Source organism: Paenibacillus sp. Y916 (genome assembly GCF_056786435.1).
On the sequence record NZ_JBXCJA010000001.1, the window covers coordinates 497,899 to 516,493 of the forward strand.

An 18,595-nucleotide genomic window follows, 5' to 3' on the forward strand; every position below is an offset into this window, starting at 1 on the left:
ATATATGGAAAAAGAACGCATTGATATTCTGCTTGTAGAGCAGGGTTTGTATGATAGTCGTGAGAAAGCTAAAGCTGCAATTATGGCTGGATTGGTCTTTGCTGCTGAAGAACGGATTGAGAAACCAGGGATGAAGATTCCTAGAGATGCTGTAATCAGGGTAAAAGGCGCTGTTCATCCGTACGTAAGTCGAGGTGGGCTGAAACTTGCGAAGGCTATCAATCAATTTGAAATTGAATTGCAAGATGCTACCATGCTTGATATCGGTTCTTCAACAGGTGGATTTACAGACTGTGCACTTAAGCATGGAGCGAATTACGTGTACGCTATCGATGTGGGAACGAACCAATTAGATTGGTCTCTTCGCAGTGATGATCGAGTATGTGTGATGGAAAAAACAAATTTTCGATATATGACACCTGATGATTTAAAAGGACCTATACCCAATTTTGCAAGTATTGACGTCTCCTTTATTTCACTTCGGATCATATTACCCCCTTTAATGGCATTATTGGATCAGCCCTCAAGTATTGTCGCTTTGATCAAGCCACAATTCGAGGCAGGTCGAGATAAGGTAGGGAAATCTGGTATTATTCGAGATTCTGCGGTCCATCGTGATGTGCTATCGACGATTCTAACGTTTGCTGAAGAATTAGGTTATACATTGCAAGGTCTTACGTTCTCCCCCATTACAGGTGGGGAAGGTAATATAGAATTTCTGGCCCACTGGAAATTGGGGGCTCCAACACTTGATGAATTCCCTATGGATAAAGACAAGATCAAACTTCTCATAGATCAAGTAATACAAGAAGCGACATATACGTTTAAGGGGAACTCATCTAAGTAGATGGGTTTCTTTGCTGAAAAAAGGTTTTTTTTCTGACATTCGCGAATACTTCTAAAGAGGTGATTCATATGGGAGATAAAACTGATTTGTTTGTTATGGTCATCATTGGGATTGTCCTCATAATGGGTGTAGTCATCTTAGTTAGAAATTGGATTCAGGATCCGACGGTAGAACATAGATTGAAGATCCCATTTAATGAGTATATACCGGAACATCCTGCGATAGATTTAATGCGGAGTAAAGGATATGAAGTGATCGGCGGACGAGTCAAAATCCCCCTTTACTTCGAAGTGGACCAAGAGGAATACTTTAGCAGATTGTTTATAGATTATGTAGCTACGAATGAAGAAGGGGCTGTATACCTGGTCAAGACAGCACGTAAGCGACTGCCCTTAGAGTGGACTGGAAGTTCGCTTAGAGATCGTCTATTACCTTATTTCTTATTATACCCAGACAGTGCGGGATTACTTTATGTTGATCTATCCCAAGAAGAGGTACGAGAAGTTTACTTTGAATGGGATGAAGAAGAATATATTGGTGAGAATGAGTAAAAAATCACCTTACCTCAGGAGGCATTTATGAAGGGACAACGACATATTAAAATTCGTGAAATTATTACACATCGGGATATTGAAACACAAGATGAGTTGGTTGAGGCGTTAAGAGAATCTGGATTTCAGGTTACACAAGCGACAGTATCTAGAGATATTAAAGAATTAGTACTCATCAAAGTACCGACGGATGAGGGTAAGTATAAGTACTCCATGCCTACGGATCAGCGCTATAACCCTGTTGTTAAACTGAAGCGAGCACTTGTAGATAATTTCGTTCATATCGATCATACAGGCAATCTTGTCGTTATGAAGTGCTTACCAGGAACAGCCAACTCAGTAGCTGTATTATTAGATAATATGGAGTGGAATCAGATTATGGGAACGATTTGTGGAGACGATACGATTCTTATGATCTGTCGGGTTGAGGAAGATAGTGTTTACGTCATGACTCAAATTATGAGTTTTATTTCTTAATAATGGAACGTAGTAAGAAAGAGCCAAAGGTGGGATTGATTCATGCTAGTAACGTTATCCATTCGGAATTTAGCCGTGATTGAAGCAATTGATGTACATTTTTATCAGGGATTCCACGTACTTACAGGCGAGACAGGAGCAGGTAAATCAATCATAATTGATGCGCTTGGTCTTATAGCTGGTGGCAGAGGGTCTGCTGATCTTATCCGTTATGGTTGTAATAAGGCGGAGATTGAAGCGTTGTTTGAGCTACAGGAAGGACATCCCATATGGGATGCACTTCTCAAGATCGGGATAGATGGTAATCACGAAGAGCATTTAGTTATTAGACGTGAATTAACGTCTCAAGGTAAGAGTACATCTAGAATTAATGGACAACTTGTAAATCTTACGATGCTACGCGAAGTGGGTGATCATTTGGTGAATATCCACGGTCAGCACGAGCATCAAAGTTTACTGCGTCCGGAAAGACACTTATTTCTTTTGGATACATATGGTGAAGAAGTCATTGGACCGTTGAAAGAAAGATATCAAGAGAAATATTCCATATTTATTAAAGTTGAGAAGGAACTCCGTGAGTTGCAAAATACTAGCCAAAAGTCGTTCCAAATGCTGGATTTATATCGATTCCAATTGGAGGAAATTACTGCGGCGAATTTAAAATCTGGGGAAGATGAATGGTTAGCCGATGAAAGGGTCAAGCTATCCCATAGTGAGAAAATGATGGATTCAGTCTCAGGTGCGTATGATATTCTGTACGGACAACATGGTGTAAGTTCCATTAGTTCTGCGGTTACACTACTCAAAGACATTGTTGCTTATGACGAGAGTGGATTAAAGCCTATGCTTGAGCAGCTGCAATCTGCTTACTTTCAGCTTGAAGATGTAACATTTCAGTTAAGAGATTACCGTGAGAATATCGAGTTCAATCCTGAGCGATTAGAAGAGGTTGAACAGCGTATAGATAAGATCATCACGTTACGTAGGAAGTATGGGGATAGTGTTGAGCAAATTCTAGAATATTACACGAAGATAAAACTGGAAAGTGATTTGATTGAAAATAAAGATGAGCATGTCGAGAAACTTCGTCAACAACGCGATGAGCTACTTGGTGACTTGCTACAATCTGCATTTGAATTAAGTCAGGCCAGAAGACAATGCTCAGCCGATTTGGGGATACAAGTTGAAGGAGAACTTAAGGATCTTCAAATGGAACGTACTTCACTGCAAGTGAAGCATGAACTGCTTGAGGACCCACGTGGATATGAAGTGCAAGGTCATAAGGTTCGATTAACGAAACAAGGAATGGATAACGTCGAATTTATGATATCGCCTAACCCAGGTGAACCGTTAAGACCTCTTGGTAAAATTGCATCAGGTGGAGAACTTTCGAGGATTATGCTCGCCATGAAGACAATATTTGCGCGTCATGATCGGATCCCGGTTCTTATATTTGATGAAGTGGATACAGGAGTTAGTGGAAGAGCAGCTCAATCGATTGCTGAGAAGCTCTTTAAGCTATCGGAGAGTTGCCAAGTGTTCTCCATTACGCATTTACCACAAGTGGCTTGTATGGCTGATAACCAGTATTTAATTGAGAAGAACATTATAGATGGACGAACGATGACAAGTGTAGATAATTTGTCTGAAGAGGGGCGGATTGAGGAACTTGCTCGGATGCTCGGTGGTGTTGAGATAACGACAAAAACGCGTCATCATGCTCAAGAAATGCTGAAGTTGGCTGAAGCGAGAAAAGCTGGCAGGTAAGGCATCGGAGTAATGATTGACAGTAATAAAAGCCTGAGGGCGGGGTTATCTTAAAGGTACGCAATTGGCGACCACCTTTCGTCAAGCGAAAGAAGTAAAAGGGAGTGTGACAGCCATTGAGCTCCAACCTCAGGAAGAAATTATTTGGCCTATTATCTGCCTGCGTTCTGTGTTTCATCGGTACAAGTGAACCTGTACAAAGTTTTGCTGCTTTGCCTAGCGACGTAAGGTTATTTACGGGCGATTTATCTACACTTCAGTTGGCGGTTCCTGTTAATGCCCAAGCATCTGTAGATAGACCTGATGTCCTACAAATGAATGGAATGGCACAACCAACGCTCCAAGTGTCCCCCAGTCATCCTTTGCAGCTTAGTTCCAAGCGTAGTGGCAATGCTCGCCTTACCCTGAAAGCATTCGGCACCATTCCTATTAAGACGATGAGAGTTCAGGTTGTCCCAGAATTAAAGGTGTACCCTGGAGGACAAACCATTGGAGTGAAAGTGAAATCAGCGGGTATTCTCGTTGTAGGGCATCATTTAGTGAACGTAAGTCACGATAGTCGAATATCTCCAGGGGAGAATGCTGGTATTCAATTAGGTGATTTAATGACACATATGAATGGCGTTCCGCTCACGGACATAAGTAAAGTAGGAAGCATGGTTGACGACGCTGGACTAAAGAAGAAGAAGCTTGATATTTCCTTCAAAAGAGGAGATAAGGTATTAACAACAAAGCTGACTCCTGCTTATGATGAGGAAGACAAAGCTTGGAGGCTTGGTCTTTATATTCGTGATTCAGCAGCGGGTGTGGGTACTCTAACCTTCTATGCACCTAATCAGGGAGTATATGGCGCACTTGGACACGTCATCACCGATATGAACACGCAAACCCCAATCGTAGTCGGTAGCGGACAAATTGTTGAATCCAACGTAACTTCCATTTCTAAAAGTCAAGATGGTGAACCAGGTGAGAAAAGAGCCCATTTTCTGAAGGAAAGTAACATCATTGGTAATATTGTAAGTAATACTCACTTTGGTATTTTTGGTAAAATGACAAAGAACCCTGAGCACAGTGTATATAAAGAACCGATTCCAATTGCTTTTGCAGAAGAAGTTAAGGAAGGACCTGCAGAAATATTGACTGTTGTGGATGGTCAGCAGGTTGAAAGGTTCAAAATTGAGATTGTTCATGTGGCAAAGCAAGAGGCTCCATCAACGAAGGGGCTCGTCATAAAAATTACGGATCCGAAACTGATTAGCAAAACAGGTGGTATTGTTCAAGGGATGAGCGGTAGTCCGATTATACAAAATGGAAAATTAATTGGTGCTGTAACTCATGTGTTTGTGAATGATCCTAAATCAGGTTATGGATGTTTCATCGAATGGATGCTTCAAGATTCCGGAGCTATACCTAAAACTTCAAATCAACAAAAAAACCTTAAAGCGAGTTAGCTTTAAGGTTTTTTGTCATAAATCGTTGAATAAGATCATATGCTGTAAAAAATAAATTAATTATATAGGAAGATGATAAAAATATAAACAAAAATAATTTTCGACAGAAGGGATTTGGATTTCAATGTCGAAACTATGTTTGGAGAGGAAAAAAATCACAGTTAACTAATTATTAAGGGAAACCGAGGAGGAACCAAAATTGCAAAAAATTGAGGTCTTATTAGCGGATGACAACCGAGAATTTACAAATTTACTTGCCGAATACCTGACGGAACAAGAAGATATGGTTGTTACCGGAATCGCCTATAACGGCGAGGAAGTGCTCAATATGATTAATGAATCAAGAAAAGCACCTGATGTGCTGATCTTGGATATTATCATGCCTCATTTAGATGGTCTTGGGGTGCTTGAACGTCTACGTGAAATGAATCTTTCACCACAGCCCAAAGTCGTTATGTTGACGGCATTCGGCCAAGAGAATATCACCCAAAGAGCTGTGCAACTTGGAGCTTCCTATTACATTCTGAAACCATTTGATATGGAAGTTCTTGTGAATCGCGTTCGCCAATTGGTTGGTCAACCTAATGTGAATTCACCAAGTATGTCTATGTCGAACAACAGATCTAACGTGCTTCCATTAAGTAAAGGAAGAAATTTAGACGCTAACATTACATCGATCATTCATGAAATTGGTGTTCCTGCACATATTAAAGGATATCAGTATTTGCGCGAAGCCATCACCATGGTGTATAACAACATAGAAATTCTAGGTGCCATCACGAAGACCCTCTATCCAGCGGTTGCCGAAAAATTCAAAACAACGCCTTCCAGAGTGGAACGTGCCATCCGCCACGCCATTGAAGTAGCCTGGACCCGCGGCAACATCGACTCTATTAGCCACCTGTTCGGCTACACGATCAATATAAGCAAGTCTAAGCCTACTAACTCAGAGTTCATTGCGATGGTCGCTGATAAGCTTAGAATTGAGCACAAGGTGTCTTAAACGTATATAGGGTGAAGATTTTGGGATGTTTATACATAAAACCATTTTGCGTATAAATATCGTATTTAGGTGAACTCATACCAATAAACTACTGTTCGTTAAACCGACTTATACCGTCTATTTATTGGGTTCGAAAAATCCAATAAATAGACGGTGTTTTTATGACTGATTTAGATTTTCAGTTAGACAATTTCATGCTTTACTGTTCAAGTAAGAATCTATCCAGAAAGACTTTGGCGAGATACTCCTTTTTCTATGCCCTAAAAACCTAGTTGTAGCAAGCCTTTTGATTTATGAAATTGATTCACCTAAAGAAATTGAAGAAGCAGCTTATATGGATGGCGCTAGTCATTGGCGAGTGCTATGGAGTATTTACTTACCACTTTCTAAGCCATCGCTTGCGACAATTACTTTATTTACACTAGTTGCACATTGGAACTCATGGTTTGATGGATTAATATATATGAACTCACCAGCCAATTATCCCCTGCAGAGTTACTTGCAGACCATTATTATAGCTGTAGATCCTTCCATTGTATCGGCAACAGAGCTAATCAATACGCAGCAAGTATCTGATCGAACGTTTAAAGCTGCTCAAGTATTTTTAGCGTCATTCCCAGTATTAATCGTCTATCCATTTCTGCAAAAGTACTTTATGAAGGGTTTAGTTATGGGTAGTGTAAAAGGTTAATGACCCAAAAGATAGACACTTTAATCAAGCGTCCATCTTTTGGGTCAAGCATGTTGTATGGGGTTAAATCAAATTAAAGCGATTGCTAATAGTGTAAACAAACTTAATGTTAAAATTGGACCACCTATAAAAGGGTTGAAAAAGGCAGATGTGTGCACTTGGTTTCTTGGGCATTCGGTTCTTAAATATACATGATGTCTATCTACACCCGTAATAACACCTTCATGTACTTTTCCATCATTAGTAAAAATACGCACTCTACGATTCATACATTGTACACAATTATGATATGCTTCCATAGTTGTTTGTCAGCCTCCTTTCATGTCTTGAGGCATTGTATGAGAGGAAAAGATAGCTTGTGTCGGCTAAGTTACCAGCAAATCAGTGGGATAAACATTCTCAGTTGGGCATGCGGCTGAATGTTTGTTACAATGAATACATATGATTGAGAAACATTCTTAATAGTGCGAGTTCAAAAGATGACTTTTTGAACAACTGCTAATGGAGAGCGAGGAATTATAAATATGAATATATCTGAGGCTATACGTACAAGACGCAGTATCGGAAAGGTGACAGAGGAGGATGTGCCTGTCTCTGCCATTGAACAGATTCTGGAAGCAGGAACGTGGGCGCCCAATCACCGATTGACGGAGCCGTGGCGTTTCTTTGTGCTTAGAGGTGAGGGTAGGGAACTATTAGGTCATGCACTTGCGGAAATTGCTGTGACAGCGATTGGTGATCCCGCATCTCCAGAAGTGCAAAAGGCTGCAGAATCAGCAAGGAAGAAACCGATGCGTGCACCAGTCATTATTACCGTTGCCGTGACACCGAAGGAACAAGATAACATTATTGAACTGGAAGAGTACGGGGCTGTATTCTCCGCTATTCAGAATATGCTACTTGAAGCTCATGCTCTTGGTCTAGGAGCCATATGGAGAACTGGTGAACCTACATACCAGGCCCAAATGAATGAGCATTTCGGACTCAGTTCAAAGGACAAGGTTCTTGGATTTATTTATTTAGGAATTCCAGTTGGAGATCGCATACAGCAAAGTAAACGCACACCTTTTCAGGATGTAACCGTGTGGGTGGATAAACCAGATTCTTTGAACAAAGACAATTAAAAGAAGTAAATACATGAGCTTTATTCTGTAGGCCAACGCGCTAGCGTGGGCTTTTTCAAATAGTTACAATCTTTTTTCTAGTAGTATTCCTAATAAAAGTATACGATATAGATATGAGAGATTATTTACTATTAAAGCCTCGGAAGGTGGATTATCCTTGAAAACTAAGAAATGGGTTGTTGCAACCACAGCTGTATGTGTATTATTTGGAACTTCTGTTATCGTTCTAGCTTCGAATCCAATTAAATTAATTATAAATGGCAATGAACATTATACAGAATCACCTCCACAAATCATCGATGGAGAAGTGATGGTACCTCTTACGACCATCTCAGATACGTTCAATAAAATAGTGTCTTACAATGCGAATACAAAGGAAGTTGAAATAAAAGATGCACAGGATAAGGTGATCTCTGAATTGGGTCATATTAAGATCACGGGTCGGGAAGGTGCCAATGGGATTTATGAGCATTTGCAAATGGTCACTGATCAATTCAATCGATCTCTTGTTGGTTACAATGTAACGAATCCATCGTATGCTCCAGAGATTATTTCCGCGGATTTAAATGGCGATGGAAATAATGAAATCGCTGTTATTCTGACAACAGGATATGGAACGGGTGTTCATATAAATGAACTTCACTTAAGAGAAGGGGATACAGGATTTAATATTCCAGTAGAGGATGCGTTAATTGCTTTCAAGAAACAATGGACAGGGAATATTAGCGGTAAGGGAATCGAAATGCATATCAATGATCAATTAACGCTTCTTCCTAATTCAATGTTGAATGAAGACAGAGATTACTGGTTTGAGCAGCCCGGGATCGGTTCTATTCTACGTTATTATGTTGAGAACGACATATTAAAGGCATCAGCGGCTGTACAAATATCACCTAGTGAGTTTATTGGGGAGCTAAAGATCGAATATGCTTATGTGAACGGCGTTTATGTAGCGGGAGAGGCTATCTTTTCGAAATTCGAAAATTAGCCCGAGTTCCCATTTGGATTTAGCCGAAAAAGTAACTAATATAGATCATAGCTAGCAGACCGATGATAAATGAGTATGTGGAGGGTCTCTCATACCCGTGCCCATGGCTTTCAGGAATGAGTTCCTTATATACGATAAACATCATGGCCCCTGCAGCGAAGGCTAATCCATATCCGATTAATGATTCAATATAACTTGCGGTGATATATCCAACGATTGCAGAGATGACTTCCATCAAGCCTGTAACTGTGACAAGAAGGAAAGTATTTAACTTTGTTACTTTGGAATTGAGCAGGAATATGCCAAGGATTAGCCCCTCGGGCATGTTCTGAGCACCGATAGAGATGGCGACCATTGGTCCCAAGGCCTCATTCTGACTTGCAAAGCTAAAGCCTGTGCTAAGCCCTTCAGGGATGTTATGAATGAAGAGTGCGATAATGACTAATAGAGATTTAGAATCGAATCTGCTAACGCCAGAATCATTCTCAACATCAATATGCGGGATATTCTTCTCAATCAGATCAAGTACGATAATTCCTAACAATAATCCAATCGTCAATGCGATAATGCCTGATTCATTCACTGCCTGAAGCATTAGCCCAAACGTAGATGCTGACACCATAATTCCCGCTGTGAATGCTATGAGAATATCTTTCCATTTCTCAGAAAGATTCTTGACAAAGAATAAAGGGATAGCTCCTAATACGGTAGCCATAGCTGAAATGAAGCTGCCAATGATAGCTTCTTGCATAGATAAACTCCTTTTTGTTTATGAACTTTTCATTGAGGTGGGTTAGCATGACATTTACGACATACCGGATAATAGGTTTCGTTTCCACCAATCTGGATTTGTTCTCCCGTGTAGATAGGCTTTCCGTCCTCCATTCGTAATGTCATCGTTGCTTTACGCTCACAGAACCAGCAAATTGTTTTTAACTCTTCAATTTTATCCGCATAAATCAACAAATATTTACTACCCTCAAAGAGATTGTTCTGGAAGTCGTTCTTAAGACCGAATGCCATGACCGGAATATGGAGTTCATCCACAATCTGGACTAGCTGAAGAATCCCTTCTTTGCTCATGAACTGACACTCATCGATGAGAATGCAAGATGGTTTAGGTTGACGTTCTTGAACGATCTGAAAAAGATTAGTATCCTCATATATAGGGATAGCTTGTTTGCGTAGTCCAATTCGTGAAGATACGTAACCAACTTCGTCTCTGTCGTCAATCCCTGATGTAAAGATTAATACATGTTTATTTTGTTCTTCATAATTATGAGCTACTTTAAGGATTTCAATGGATTTGCCACTGTTCATTGCTCCATATTTAAAAAATAACTGTGCCAATCTAATAACTTCCTTTCGACGTGTCATTTATTCATATTAACAAATCACGAAACACTTAAATAGTATCTAAACGGAGGAAATAAAATGAATGAAACGTTAGAACGATATAAGGAACAGATAGCAGCTTTGGAAAGTGAAGGTTCACTTCATTCGGAAATGCGAATCCTCTTGAATCATCTTATTGAGGATCTAGAGATTTGTTTACAGCAGAATCTCTCCTTAAGAAAAGCCGTTGTGAAATCAAATTCTAAAGAATCGAGAATGTCGAGTAAACTTCGTGATGCTCTGTACGAATAAAATTTTTAGTTCAAAAATGTGCTTATCCATCACACCAATTGTAAATTCTCGCTATATGTTATTAGGAAGGAGAAGTTCTGGTGAAGGGTGGGTTAAGGATGAGTCTTTCTTCTAAAAAATCACAACGTAGAAAAAAACTTCAAATCTCCAGCAAGAGGAAAAACGTAAAAGGATCTGCCCCTAATTTATCGACACAACAGATAGCTGTAATTGCTGCGCTCTTGGCTGGCTTTTTTGATATACAATCCGTGATATATAGTCGTGATAATGTGTTGCAGGTTATTCTAACCACGGCTAGGTTAACAGAGCTCCCCATACTAGGTGAACAGGAAACAGATATTCAAGATTCGATTGATATCGATGTGATTAATAATGCAGGTAAATTCGTATTATAAACTCTAAAAAGACTCCGTTAGCGACAGGCGAACAGAGTCTTTTGTTGATTCGATAAGTAAGATGAAGTTTGGCGTACCAATCTGTATTATAATCAATCAAATTTAAGGTTGAGTAGGTGCTTTAGGTTTTCGTTTCTCTTTGAATCGTGGTCCGACATAATTACGTTTGCGATCTCTTGTTAGTATCCAGCCACCTAGAAAGGTCATGCCTGCAGCAAATAATAGAAGACCTCCCCCAAAATGAAACCACTGGAAGGTTGGGTCTATGACTGAATCATCTCCATGTACTGAAAGATAATTGAATAGAGAGTCTTTCATCAATAGAAATCCTTTCATAGCCATTAAGCCTGGAATAACCAAAATGATAATGGCGATGAAGCGGGTAATGAGTAATTTCATGTTTGGATCCTTCCTATACTTTGGATTGTTTATCTTCATGTATAATACCGTGTTCACGCAGGCTTGTCTATTTGAGAAGACATGCAAAGCTTTGTAAAAGGGCCGAAAAGGAGTAGAATATAAGAGTGAAAACGAAATAGGTGGAGGTTGGTTATGACTATTACATGTGATATCGCAATACTTGGAGGGGGAACCGGTGGCTACGTCGCCGCAATCCGTGCTGCTCAATTAGGTAAAGATGTCGTCATCATAGAAGAAGACAAGCTTGGTGGGACATGCCTGCATAGGGGCTGTATTCCTAGTAAATCGTTGCTACGTAGTGCAGAAGTCTATGCAGATATAAAAGAAAGTGAGAGCTACGGTATTGAGACGAGCGGAGCCAAAGTAGTATTCCCTAAAGTGCAGCAACGTAAGAGTGACATCGTTGAACAGCTGTATCAAGGCGTCCAATATTTAATGCGTAAAAATAAAATAAGAGTACTACATGGTAAAGGTCGTGTGATTGGGCCCTCTATTTTCTCACCTCAGAGTGGGGCGGTAGCTGTTGAATTAGCGGATGGTGAAATGGAGAATGTCGTTCCAACTCATTTAATTATCGCTACGGGTTCCCGCCCGCGGGTTCTGCCTGGTCTTGAATCGGATGGTATTCATATTGTTAGCAGTGATGAAGCCCTCTTGATGGAACAATTGCCACAATCTATGATCATTGTCGGAGGTGGTGCGATTGGTGTGGAATGGGCATCGATGCTGAATGATTTCGGAGTTGAGGTCACGATTGTCGAAGCAGCGAATCAACTACTTCCACAAGAAGATGAGGATATTTCGAAAGAATTAACGAAGATCTTTAGCCGGCGCGGAATTAAGGTGCTAACAGGCAGTATGGTGCTAGCAGATACATATCAAATCGAAGATGGCATCATAACTTTGAATATTCAACAAGGGGACTCAACCAAGAGTCTTACTGCTGAGAAACTACTTGTATCCATTGGACGGCAAGCGAATATAGAGAATATAGGAATTGAAAGTACAGGTGTACGTATTGAAAAGGGTTGTATTGCTGTAAATTCGTTCATGCAGAGTAGTGAATCACACATCTATGCCATTGGAGATGTCATTGGTGGGGTTCAATTAGCTCATGCAGCTAGTCATGAGGGAATTGCAGCTGTCAATCACATGGTTGGAGAAACAGTGTATCCTTATGAATCACAGCTCATTCCACGTTGCGTATACACCCGACCGGAAGTAGCTAGCGTTGGTTACACAGAGAAAGAATCTAAGGAACGAGGATTTGACGTTAAGGTTGGGAAGTTTCCTTTTCAGGCCATTGGAAAATCATTAGTACATGGAAGTAAGGATGGGTTTGTCAAAGTGGTTGCTGACCGCAAGAGTAATGATATTCTTGGTGTACAAATGATTGGGGTTCATGTGACGGATTTAATCAGCGAGGCGGCATTGGCACAAGTATTAAATGCAACACCTTGGGAGGTAAGTCAGACGATTCACCCGCATCCTACATTGTCTGAAGTTCTTGGAGAAGCAATGCTCGCCGTAGATGGAAAGGCGATAGGAATGTAATGTGATTAATGGTTCTTTTCTTTTTAGTGGTAAAAGGATTATAATAGGTATAGCCTAGTCTTAGTACCTGGTTTTAAGATCAGATCAAAGAAGCCGAATGAGCTTTATGAACAAGGAGGTAACTCTATGAATAATGAAGAAAATATTAACGTGGATAATCAGCATGAGCAGCTTGGACTGAGTGATGGTCAGGTGATCGACATGTACAGATATATGTTGCTAGCGCGTAAATTTGATGAGCGTAATTTATTGCTACAGCGGGCAGGGAAAATTACCTTTCACGTTTCAGGTATCGGTCAAGAGGCGGCTCAGGTCGCAGCAGCGTTTGCGCTTGATCGGGAGAAGGATTACTTCCTGCCGTATTATAGGGATTACGGATTTGTGTTAGCGGTAGGAATGACGCCAAGAGAATTAATGCTCTCGGCTTTTGCCAAGGCAGAAGACCCTAATAGTGGGGGACGCCAGATGCCAGGACACTTCGGTAGCAAGCGACTGCGAATTGTTACGGGATCCAGTCCGGTTACTACGCAAGTTCCTCATGCTGTTGGGTTTGCACTTGCTGCCAAAATGAAGAAACAGGATTTTGTTTCTTTTGTTACCTTTGGAGATGGATCAAGTAATCAAGGAGATTTCCATGAAGGTTGTAACTTTGCGGGTGTACACAAGCTACCTGTTATCTTGATGTGTGAGAATAATCAGTATGCCATTTCGGTCCCTTTGCATAAGCAAGTAAGCGGGAAAATTAGCGATCGCGCTCTTGGCTATGGCTTTCCAGGAATCCGAGTGGATGGTAATGATGCATTAGAAGTGTATCGCGTTGTCAAGGAAGCAAGGGAACGCGCGATTCGCGGGGAAGGTCCAACGCTAATCGAAGCGATGATGTATCGTCTTGAGCCTCACGCAACTTCAGATAACGACATGGTGTATCGTACGCAGGAAGAAGTAGATGAGAATTGGAAGAAGGACGGCGTAGCACGTATGAAATCCTACCTCGTTAATCTAGGAATTTGGGATGAAGCTAAGGATGCAGACTTAGTAGCACAGTTAAATATGGAAATTAAAGAAGCGACGGAATATGCTGATCGTGCACCGTTCCCGAAACCAGAGGATACGCTTCTGCATGTCTATGCAAGCGCTGAGGAGGAGAAGTCATGGCAGTAATGGAATATATTGACGCGATTCGTCTTGCAATGAAGGAAGAAATGGAACGCGATGAGGATGTATTCATTCTCGGTGAAGATGTCGGAGTTAAGGGTGGCGTATTTACAACGACCAAAGGCTTAATAGATCAGTTCGGAGAAATGCGTGTCATGGACACGCCATTGGCTGAATCAGCTATTGCTGGTGTAGCTATTGGTGCGGCGATGTACGGCATGAAGCCGATTGCTGAAATGCAGTACTCTGATTTTATGTTACCAGCAACGAATCAGATTATTAGTGAAGCGGCCAAAATTCGCTACCGTTCAAATAATGATTGGAATTGCCCCATTGTCGTTCGTGCACCTATTGGTGGAGGTATCCTCGGTGGACTGTACCATTCTCAGTGCCCAGAATCGATCTTTTTCGGTACACCAGGCTTGAAGATTGTTGCACCTTTCTCAGCATATGATGCCAAAGGATTATTAAAAGCGGCTATTCGTGACCCGGATCCGGTTCTCTTTTTTGAGAATAAGAAATGTTATAAGCTCATTAAAGGGGATGTACCTTTGGATGATTATGTTGTGCCTCTAGGCGTAGCTAATCTCCTTCGTGAAGGTGATGATATTACGGTTATTGGGTATAGTATGCCCCTTCATTTCTGTATGCAAGCTGCTGAAGAATTAGAGAAGGAATTGGGAATTACAGCGCACATTCTGGATCTACGTACGTTACAACCGCTTGATCGTGATGCGATTATTGAAGCAGCTCGCAAGACCGGTAAAGTGCTTATCGTACATGAAGATAACAAAACAGGTGGCGTGGGTGCTGAAGTATCTGCCATTATCTCAGAAGAATGTCTGTATGATTTAGACGCACCGATTATGAGATTATGTGGTCCTGACGTTCCAGCGATGCCCATTAGTCCGCCAATGGAGAGATTCTTCTTGCTCGACAAGGAAAAAGTGAAAGCAGCCATGCTACAATTAGCGAACTATTAGGAAGCATAGGAGTGAGAATATGTCCGATAACAAACAATTAACCGATGTGTTTATGCCACAGCTTGCCGAATCACTCGTTTCTGCAACGATTGGCAAATGGCTTAAACAACCTGGAGAAAGAATAGAGCAGTATGAACCGATCTGTGAAGTGATCACAGACAAAGTAAATGCAGAAATTCCGTCTACGTTGGATGGCATTATGGGAGAACATGTAGCGTTAGAAGGCCAAACGGTTGCTGTAGGCGAGGTTATTTGTAGGATAGCTGTGGATTCTGCGAATGGATCTGTTGCTGAGAGTGCTCAGCAACCTGTGGCATCACAAGTCTCTTCAAGTTCAGCGTCAGGGGATCTATCTATGAGTGGACGCTATTCACCAGCCGTTCAAAGCCTTGCAGCGGAACATCAGCTAAATCTAAGTGATATTAATGGGACGGGTATGGGTGGCAGAATTACTCGTAAAGACGTTCTAGCTTATGTAGAGAAGGGTCCATCGGTACAAGGGAATGCTATCGCTTCCTCGTCAACGGTTCAGCATGTAGGAGCAACTTCGCCGTTCCAAGGATTGCCATATACGGATCCTGCCGTGACACCTTCTCAATACGTAGAGAATATGAAGGCATCTCCTCGGAACTCAGGACTTCATCTAAATGAAGCTCCGCAAATACCGAACAATGTCATTCAAGATCAGCAGAGAAGAACAGACACGCTTATTGATATAACGCCTGTTCGAAATACGATTGCTACTCGTATGCGACAAAGTGTGTCGGAGATCCCTCATGCATGGACGATGATTGAAGTCGATGTTACGAATTTAGTCATCTTACGCAATAAGCTGAAGGATGAATTCAAGCGGAATGAAGGTTATAATCTGACCTACCTAGCATTCCTTCTTAAAGCTGTCGTGAACGCAATCAAAGATTACCCTATTATGAACTCTGTCTGGGGTGTTGATAAAATTGTTGTTAAACGCGATATCAATATCTCGCTGGCAGTAGGAACAGAAGACACGGTGATGACACCTGTTATTCAAAGAGCAGATCAGAAGAATATTGCCGGTCTAGCTAAAGAAATTGAAGAACTTGCAACCAAAACACGACAAGGTAAACTGAAGCTTGATGATATGCAGGGTGGTACTTTTACAGTGAATAACACGGGCTCATTCGGCTCCGTATTGTCCTATCCGATTATTAATTATCCACAGGCGGCTATTCTTACATTTGAGTCGATTGTCAAAAGACCAGTCGTTATTAACGACATGATCGCAGTTCGCTCGATGGCGAATCTATGCTTGTCGCTAGATCATCGGATTCTAGATGGGGTTATTTGTGGAAGATTCCTTCAACGGGTGAAGGAGAATCTAGAGGGATACACCTTGGATACGAAGTTGTATTAAGAAACGCAAACGTGATGGACGAAGGTGGGATTAACTTTGCGTAAAATACTTGATATTTCATATACACCACTGATGGACTATGGTGAGGCATGGGATCTACAAAAGAAACTCGTTCAGCAAATCGATCTGGGAGAGCAACGTGAAAGTCTGTTACTTTTACAGCATCCACCAACGTATACGATGGGAGTGCAGAAGCATCCAGAAAATCTCCTTCTTAGTAAAGAGCAATTAGAGGAACAAGGAATTTCATTGTTTGAAATTGATCGTGGCGGAGATATTACTTATCATGGGCCTGGTCAACTTGTTGGATATCCTCTACTTTTGCTTAGCGGGCAAGAAGGTCTGGATTTGCATGGTTATTTACGTGATCTTGAACAAGTGATCATTGATTACTTAGCTAAGTATGATGTTGAGGGAACTCGTAAACCGGAATATACAGGCGTATGGGTCGGGGAGCATAAGATCTGTGCGATTGGCGTGAAATTTAATAGATGTCGGCATAGTCGTGGGTTTGTGACGAGTCATGGATTCGCTTTTAATGTTACAGCAGGCATTCAGAATGAGGGATTTCGAGGAATCATTCCTTGTGGAATTCAGGATTTCGGGGTTACTTCGCTAGAGGATTGCACGAAGAGGAAATTCGATATGTGGCAAGTAGCAGAAGAAATCATACCTTTGTTCACGCAAGTATTTAATTATGAGGGAATACGAATGGAAGAAATAAAAGAAGCCCGCTGAATTTAGCGGGCTACGAAAGGTTCTACGACCATTAGAAGTGTAGATCCAAGCATGGCAGCGAGCATGAGATAAATGAAAATGCGAAATACTTTTTTTCGTTGCATGGGAAACTCCTTTGATTTAATTTTAGATTGATTACTATTTACTTATTGTAACGTATCCGCGAGAGTGAGGGAAGTCCAATGATATTACAAGAGCGTATTGTACAGGAATTTATGGAATTGGTACAGATTGATAGTGAAACAGGCCATGAAGAAGAGATATCCATTGTCCTAAAGAAAAAGTTCGGTGAGCTTGGATTAAAGGTTGTTGAAGATGATAGTAAGGAACGAACAGGTCATGGCGCGGGAAATTTGGTTATAACTTGGGAGGCAGATCAGGTAGTAGATGCTCCTCCTATTTTCTTTACATGTCATATGGATACCGTTACACCTGGCGTTGGTATTAAGCCCAAGCTTGGCGCAGATGGTTGGATTACGAGTGATGGAACGACGATTCTCGGTTCTGATGATAAAGCAGGAATTGCGGCACTACTTGAGGCGATTCGTGTTATTCAGGAGCAGAAGATCCCTCATGGACAAGTCCAATTCATCATTACTGTCGGTGAGGAATCTGGACTGCTAGGAGCTCGGGCATTCGATCCTAAGCTCATGGACGCTGAGTTCGGTTACGCTTTGGATTCGAATGGAGAGATTGGGGCTATTGCTGTTGCTGCACCTACCCAGGCTAAAGTCACAATGACGATTATCGGCAAATCGGCACATGCTGGAGTAAATCCTGAAGATGGGATCAGTGCTATACAAGTAGCTTCTAAAGCAATCTCACGTATGAAACTCGGCCGGATTGATCATGAGACTACTGCGAATATCGGTAAGTTCTCAGGTGGTGGTCCGACGAATATTGTATGTGATCATGTGCAATTGGATGCTGAAGCTAGAAGTATCGTTCAAGAAAAAGTAGATAAACAAATTGCCCAAATGAGAGAAGTGCTTGAGGTAACAGCACGAGAATTTAATGCAGAATGCGAATTTCGTAGCGAAATTGTATATCCTGCCTTTAATTTCACGGAAAATGATGCTGTCGTGCAGCTCGCCCAACGTGCTATTCGTAATATGGGCTTGTCTAGCCGTGTGTTCCATTCTGGTGGAGGTAGCGATGCGAATATATTTAATGGATTCGGAATACCTACGGTAAACCTCGCACTTGGCTATGAGAATATTCATACGACCAAAGAAAGAATCAAAGCAGCCGATATGGCGAAGGCAGCAGAAATGGTCGTTGCTATTATTCAGGAAACAGGTAAAGAGGTAGCAAGTAAGGTGAAGTAAATCCCTTTACACAAATCACACAAATTACACAAATTACACAAATTACACAAAAAAGGGCCCTGCTATGAAAATAGCAGGGCCTA

Annotated in this window: 21 protein-coding genes and 1 pseudogene; 17 read left to right on the plus strand and 5 right to left on the minus strand. The window is 41.3% G+C overall.

The genetic code is table 11. The features are described 5' to 3' along the window. Nucleotides 1-4: 4 nt before the first annotated feature. From AC1TO9_RS02300 to AC1TO9_RS02330, 7 genes and pseudogenes are all read left to right on the plus strand, one after another. Entirely contained in the window at nt 5-847 is an 843-nt protein-coding gene (locus tag AC1TO9_RS02300) for a TlyA family RNA methyltransferase (protein WP_482054863.1), read from the plus strand. A 68-nt stretch (nt 848-915) separates the two neighbouring features. Next, nucleotides 916-1,398, plus strand: a complete 483-nt coding sequence (locus tag AC1TO9_RS02305; RefSeq protein ID WP_482058242.1) for a hypothetical protein — start codon at nt 916-918, stop codon at nt 1,396-1,398. Nucleotides 1,399-1,425: 27 nt separating this feature from the next. Further along, complete coding sequence (ahrC, locus tag AC1TO9_RS02310; RefSeq protein ID WP_482054865.1) at nt 1,426-1,875, plus strand: transcriptional regulator AhrC/ArgR; 450 nt, start codon at nt 1,426-1,428, stop codon at nt 1,873-1,875. A gap of 42 nt (nt 1,876-1,917) precedes the next feature. Continuing rightward, a complete protein-coding gene (recN, locus tag AC1TO9_RS02315) occupies nt 1,918-3,642 on the plus strand; it encodes a DNA repair protein RecN (RefSeq protein WP_482058243.1) in 1,725 nt (574 codons plus the stop codon). Between the two features lie 116 nt (nt 3,643-3,758). After that, on the plus strand, nt 3,759-5,093 hold the full coding sequence (spoIVB, locus tag AC1TO9_RS02320) for a SpoIVB peptidase (protein WP_482058244.1): 1,335 nt from the start codon (nt 3,759-3,761) through the stop codon (nt 5,091-5,093). 199 nt (nt 5,094-5,292) lie between these two features. Continuing rightward, nucleotides 5,293-6,096, plus strand: coding sequence for a sporulation transcription factor Spo0A (gene spo0A, locus AC1TO9_RS02325; protein WP_482054868.1), 804 nt, complete (start codon nt 5,293-5,295; stop codon nt 6,094-6,096). Nucleotides 6,097-6,403: 307 nt separating this feature from the next. Next, nucleotides 6,404-6,787: pseudogene (locus AC1TO9_RS02330) on the plus strand (carbohydrate ABC transporter permease); the annotation flags it as partial. A gap of 68 nt (nt 6,788-6,855) precedes the next feature. Here AC1TO9_RS02330 and AC1TO9_RS02335 read toward each other — a convergent pair. Then, nucleotides 6,856-7,086 carry a hypothetical protein gene (locus AC1TO9_RS02335; protein ID WP_482054869.1) on the minus strand — a complete coding sequence of 77 codons (231 nt, stop codon included), beginning with the start codon at nt 7,084-7,086 and terminating at the stop codon, nt 6,856-6,858. 225 nt (nt 7,087-7,311) lie between these two features. On the opposite strand from AC1TO9_RS02335, the gene AC1TO9_RS02340 reads away from it, so the two are divergent. Together AC1TO9_RS02340 and AC1TO9_RS02345 are read left to right on the plus strand one after the other, a co-directional pair. Further along, nucleotides 7,312-7,911, plus strand: coding sequence for a nitroreductase family protein (locus AC1TO9_RS02340; RefSeq protein ID WP_482054870.1), 600 nt, complete (start codon nt 7,312-7,314; stop codon nt 7,909-7,911). Between the two features lie 157 nt (nt 7,912-8,068). Then, nucleotides 8,069-8,899 (plus strand): stalk domain-containing protein, encoded by an 831-nt coding sequence (locus tag AC1TO9_RS02345; protein WP_482054871.1) that lies wholly within the window; start codon nt 8,069-8,071, stop codon nt 8,897-8,899. A gap of 19 nt (nt 8,900-8,918) precedes the next feature. Here AC1TO9_RS02345 and AC1TO9_RS02350 read toward each other — a convergent pair whose 3' ends face one another. Both AC1TO9_RS02350 and AC1TO9_RS02355 read right to left on the minus strand, forming a co-directional pair. Further along, nucleotides 8,919-9,650 (minus strand): ZIP family metal transporter, encoded by a 732-nt coding sequence (locus AC1TO9_RS02350; RefSeq protein ID WP_482054872.1) that lies wholly within the window; start codon nt 9,648-9,650, stop codon nt 8,919-8,921. 29 nt (nt 9,651-9,679) lie between these two features. Continuing rightward, the gene (locus tag AC1TO9_RS02355) at nt 9,680-10,249 is read right to left on the minus strand and encodes a thymidine kinase (protein WP_482058245.1); all 570 of its coding nucleotides are present in this window, start codon (nt 10,247-10,249) and stop codon (nt 9,680-9,682) included. Nucleotides 10,250-10,333: 84 nt separating this feature from the next. Between AC1TO9_RS02355 and AC1TO9_RS02360 the strand changes: the two genes are divergently transcribed. Both AC1TO9_RS02360 and AC1TO9_RS02365 read left to right on the plus strand, forming a co-directional pair. Further along, nucleotides 10,334-10,546 (plus strand): hypothetical protein, encoded by a 213-nt coding sequence (locus AC1TO9_RS02360; protein ID WP_482054874.1) that lies wholly within the window; start codon nt 10,334-10,336, stop codon nt 10,544-10,546. Nucleotides 10,547-10,644: 98 nt separating this feature from the next. Beyond that, on the plus strand, nt 10,645-10,941 hold the full coding sequence (locus AC1TO9_RS02365; RefSeq protein WP_482054875.1) for a hypothetical protein: 297 nt from the start codon (nt 10,645-10,647) through the stop codon (nt 10,939-10,941). Nucleotides 10,942-11,043: 102 nt separating this feature from the next. On the opposite strand, the gene AC1TO9_RS02370 is transcribed toward AC1TO9_RS02365, so the two are convergent. After that, the gene (locus AC1TO9_RS02370; RefSeq protein ID WP_482054876.1) at nt 11,044-11,340 is read right to left on the minus strand and encodes a DUF2627 domain-containing protein; all 297 of its coding nucleotides are present in this window, start codon (nt 11,338-11,340) and stop codon (nt 11,044-11,046) included. A gap of 153 nt (nt 11,341-11,493) precedes the next feature. Between AC1TO9_RS02370 and lpdA the strand changes: the two genes are divergently transcribed. The 5 genes from lpdA to lipB all read left to right on the plus strand — a co-directional run bounded on the left by lpdA (nt 11,494) and on the right by lipB (nt 17,184). After that, on the plus strand, nt 11,494-12,915 hold the full coding sequence (gene lpdA / locus AC1TO9_RS02375) for a dihydrolipoyl dehydrogenase (RefSeq protein ID WP_482054877.1): 1,422 nt from the start codon (nt 11,494-11,496) through the stop codon (nt 12,913-12,915). Nucleotides 12,916-13,041: 126 nt separating this feature from the next. Beyond that, nucleotides 13,042-14,076, plus strand: a complete 1,035-nt coding sequence (locus AC1TO9_RS02380) for a thiamine pyrophosphate-dependent dehydrogenase E1 component subunit alpha (RefSeq protein WP_482054878.1) — start codon at nt 13,042-13,044, stop codon at nt 14,074-14,076. After that, a complete protein-coding gene (locus AC1TO9_RS02385; protein ID WP_482058246.1) occupies nt 14,067-15,053 on the plus strand; it encodes an alpha-ketoacid dehydrogenase subunit beta in 987 nt (328 codons plus the stop codon). The genes AC1TO9_RS02380 and AC1TO9_RS02385 overlap by 10 nt, the downstream gene beginning before the upstream one ends. 19 nt (nt 15,054-15,072) lie before the next feature. Then, a complete protein-coding gene (locus AC1TO9_RS02390) occupies nt 15,073-16,446 on the plus strand; it encodes a dihydrolipoamide acetyltransferase family protein (protein ID WP_482058247.1) in 1,374 nt (457 codons plus the stop codon). A 36-nt stretch (nt 16,447-16,482) separates the two neighbouring features. Beyond that, nucleotides 16,483-17,184, plus strand: coding sequence for a lipoyl(octanoyl) transferase LipB (gene lipB / locus AC1TO9_RS02395; protein ID WP_482058248.1), 702 nt, complete (start codon nt 16,483-16,485; stop codon nt 17,182-17,184). 2 nt (nt 17,185-17,186) lie between these two features. On the opposite strand, the gene prli42 is transcribed toward lipB, so the two are convergent. Then, entirely contained in the window at nt 17,187-17,288 is a 102-nt protein-coding gene (gene prli42 / locus AC1TO9_RS02400) for a stressosome-associated protein Prli42 (protein ID WP_482054882.1), read from the minus strand. A 78-nt stretch (nt 17,289-17,366) separates the two neighbouring features. Here prli42 and AC1TO9_RS02405 point away from each other — a divergent pair, with 78 nt between their 5' ends. Next, nucleotides 17,367-18,512, plus strand: coding sequence for a tripeptidase T (locus AC1TO9_RS02405; RefSeq protein WP_482058249.1), 1,146 nt, complete (start codon nt 17,367-17,369; stop codon nt 18,510-18,512). Nucleotides 18,513-18,595: the final 83 nt, after the last annotated feature.

Excerpts from the sequence above, each read along its gene's own strand:
- AC1TO9_RS02300 (WP_482054863.1), top strand. The coding sequence starts at position 5 with ATGGAAAAAGAACGCATTGATATTCTGCTTGTAGAGCAGGGTTTGTAT.
- AC1TO9_RS02305 (WP_482058242.1), top strand. The coding sequence starts at position 916 with ATGGGAGATAAAACTGATTTGTTTGTTATGGTCATCATTGGGATTGTC.
- ahrC (WP_482054865.1), top strand. The coding sequence starts at position 1,426 with ATGAAGGGACAACGACATATTAAAATTCGTGAAATTATTACACATCGG.
- recN (WP_482058243.1), top strand. The coding sequence starts at position 1,918 with ATGCTAGTAACGTTATCCATTCGGAATTTAGCCGTGATTGAAGCAATT.
- AC1TO9_RS02335 (WP_482054869.1), bottom strand. The coding sequence starts at position 7,086 with ATGGAAGCATATCATAATTGTGTACAATGTATGAATCGTAGAGTGCGT.
- AC1TO9_RS02340 (WP_482054870.1), top strand. The coding sequence starts at position 7,312 with ATGAATATATCTGAGGCTATACGTACAAGACGCAGTATCGGAAAGGTG.
- AC1TO9_RS02350 (WP_482054872.1), bottom strand. The coding sequence starts at position 9,650 with ATGCAAGAAGCTATCATTGGCAGCTTCATTTCAGCTATGGCTACCGTA.
- AC1TO9_RS02360 (WP_482054874.1), top strand. The coding sequence starts at position 10,334 with ATGAATGAAACGTTAGAACGATATAAGGAACAGATAGCAGCTTTGGAA.
- AC1TO9_RS02365 (WP_482054875.1), top strand. The coding sequence starts at position 10,645 with ATGAGTCTTTCTTCTAAAAAATCACAACGTAGAAAAAAACTTCAAATC.
- AC1TO9_RS02370 (WP_482054876.1), bottom strand. The coding sequence starts at position 11,340 with ATGAAATTACTCATTACCCGCTTCATCGCCATTATCATTTTGGTTATT.
- lpdA (WP_482054877.1), top strand. The coding sequence starts at position 11,494 with ATGACTATTACATGTGATATCGCAATACTTGGAGGGGGAACCGGTGGC.
- AC1TO9_RS02380 (WP_482054878.1), top strand. The coding sequence starts at position 13,042 with ATGAATAATGAAGAAAATATTAACGTGGATAATCAGCATGAGCAGCTT.
- AC1TO9_RS02385 (WP_482058246.1), top strand. The coding sequence starts at position 14,067 with ATGGCAGTAATGGAATATATTGACGCGATTCGTCTTGCAATGAAGGAA.
- AC1TO9_RS02390 (WP_482058247.1), top strand. The coding sequence starts at position 15,073 with ATGTCCGATAACAAACAATTAACCGATGTGTTTATGCCACAGCTTGCC.
- prli42 (WP_482054882.1), bottom strand. The coding sequence starts at position 17,288 with ATGCAACGAAAAAAAGTATTTCGCATTTTCATTTATCTCATGCTCGCT.
- AC1TO9_RS02405 (WP_482058249.1), top strand. The coding sequence starts at position 17,367 with ATGATATTACAAGAGCGTATTGTACAGGAATTTATGGAATTGGTACAG.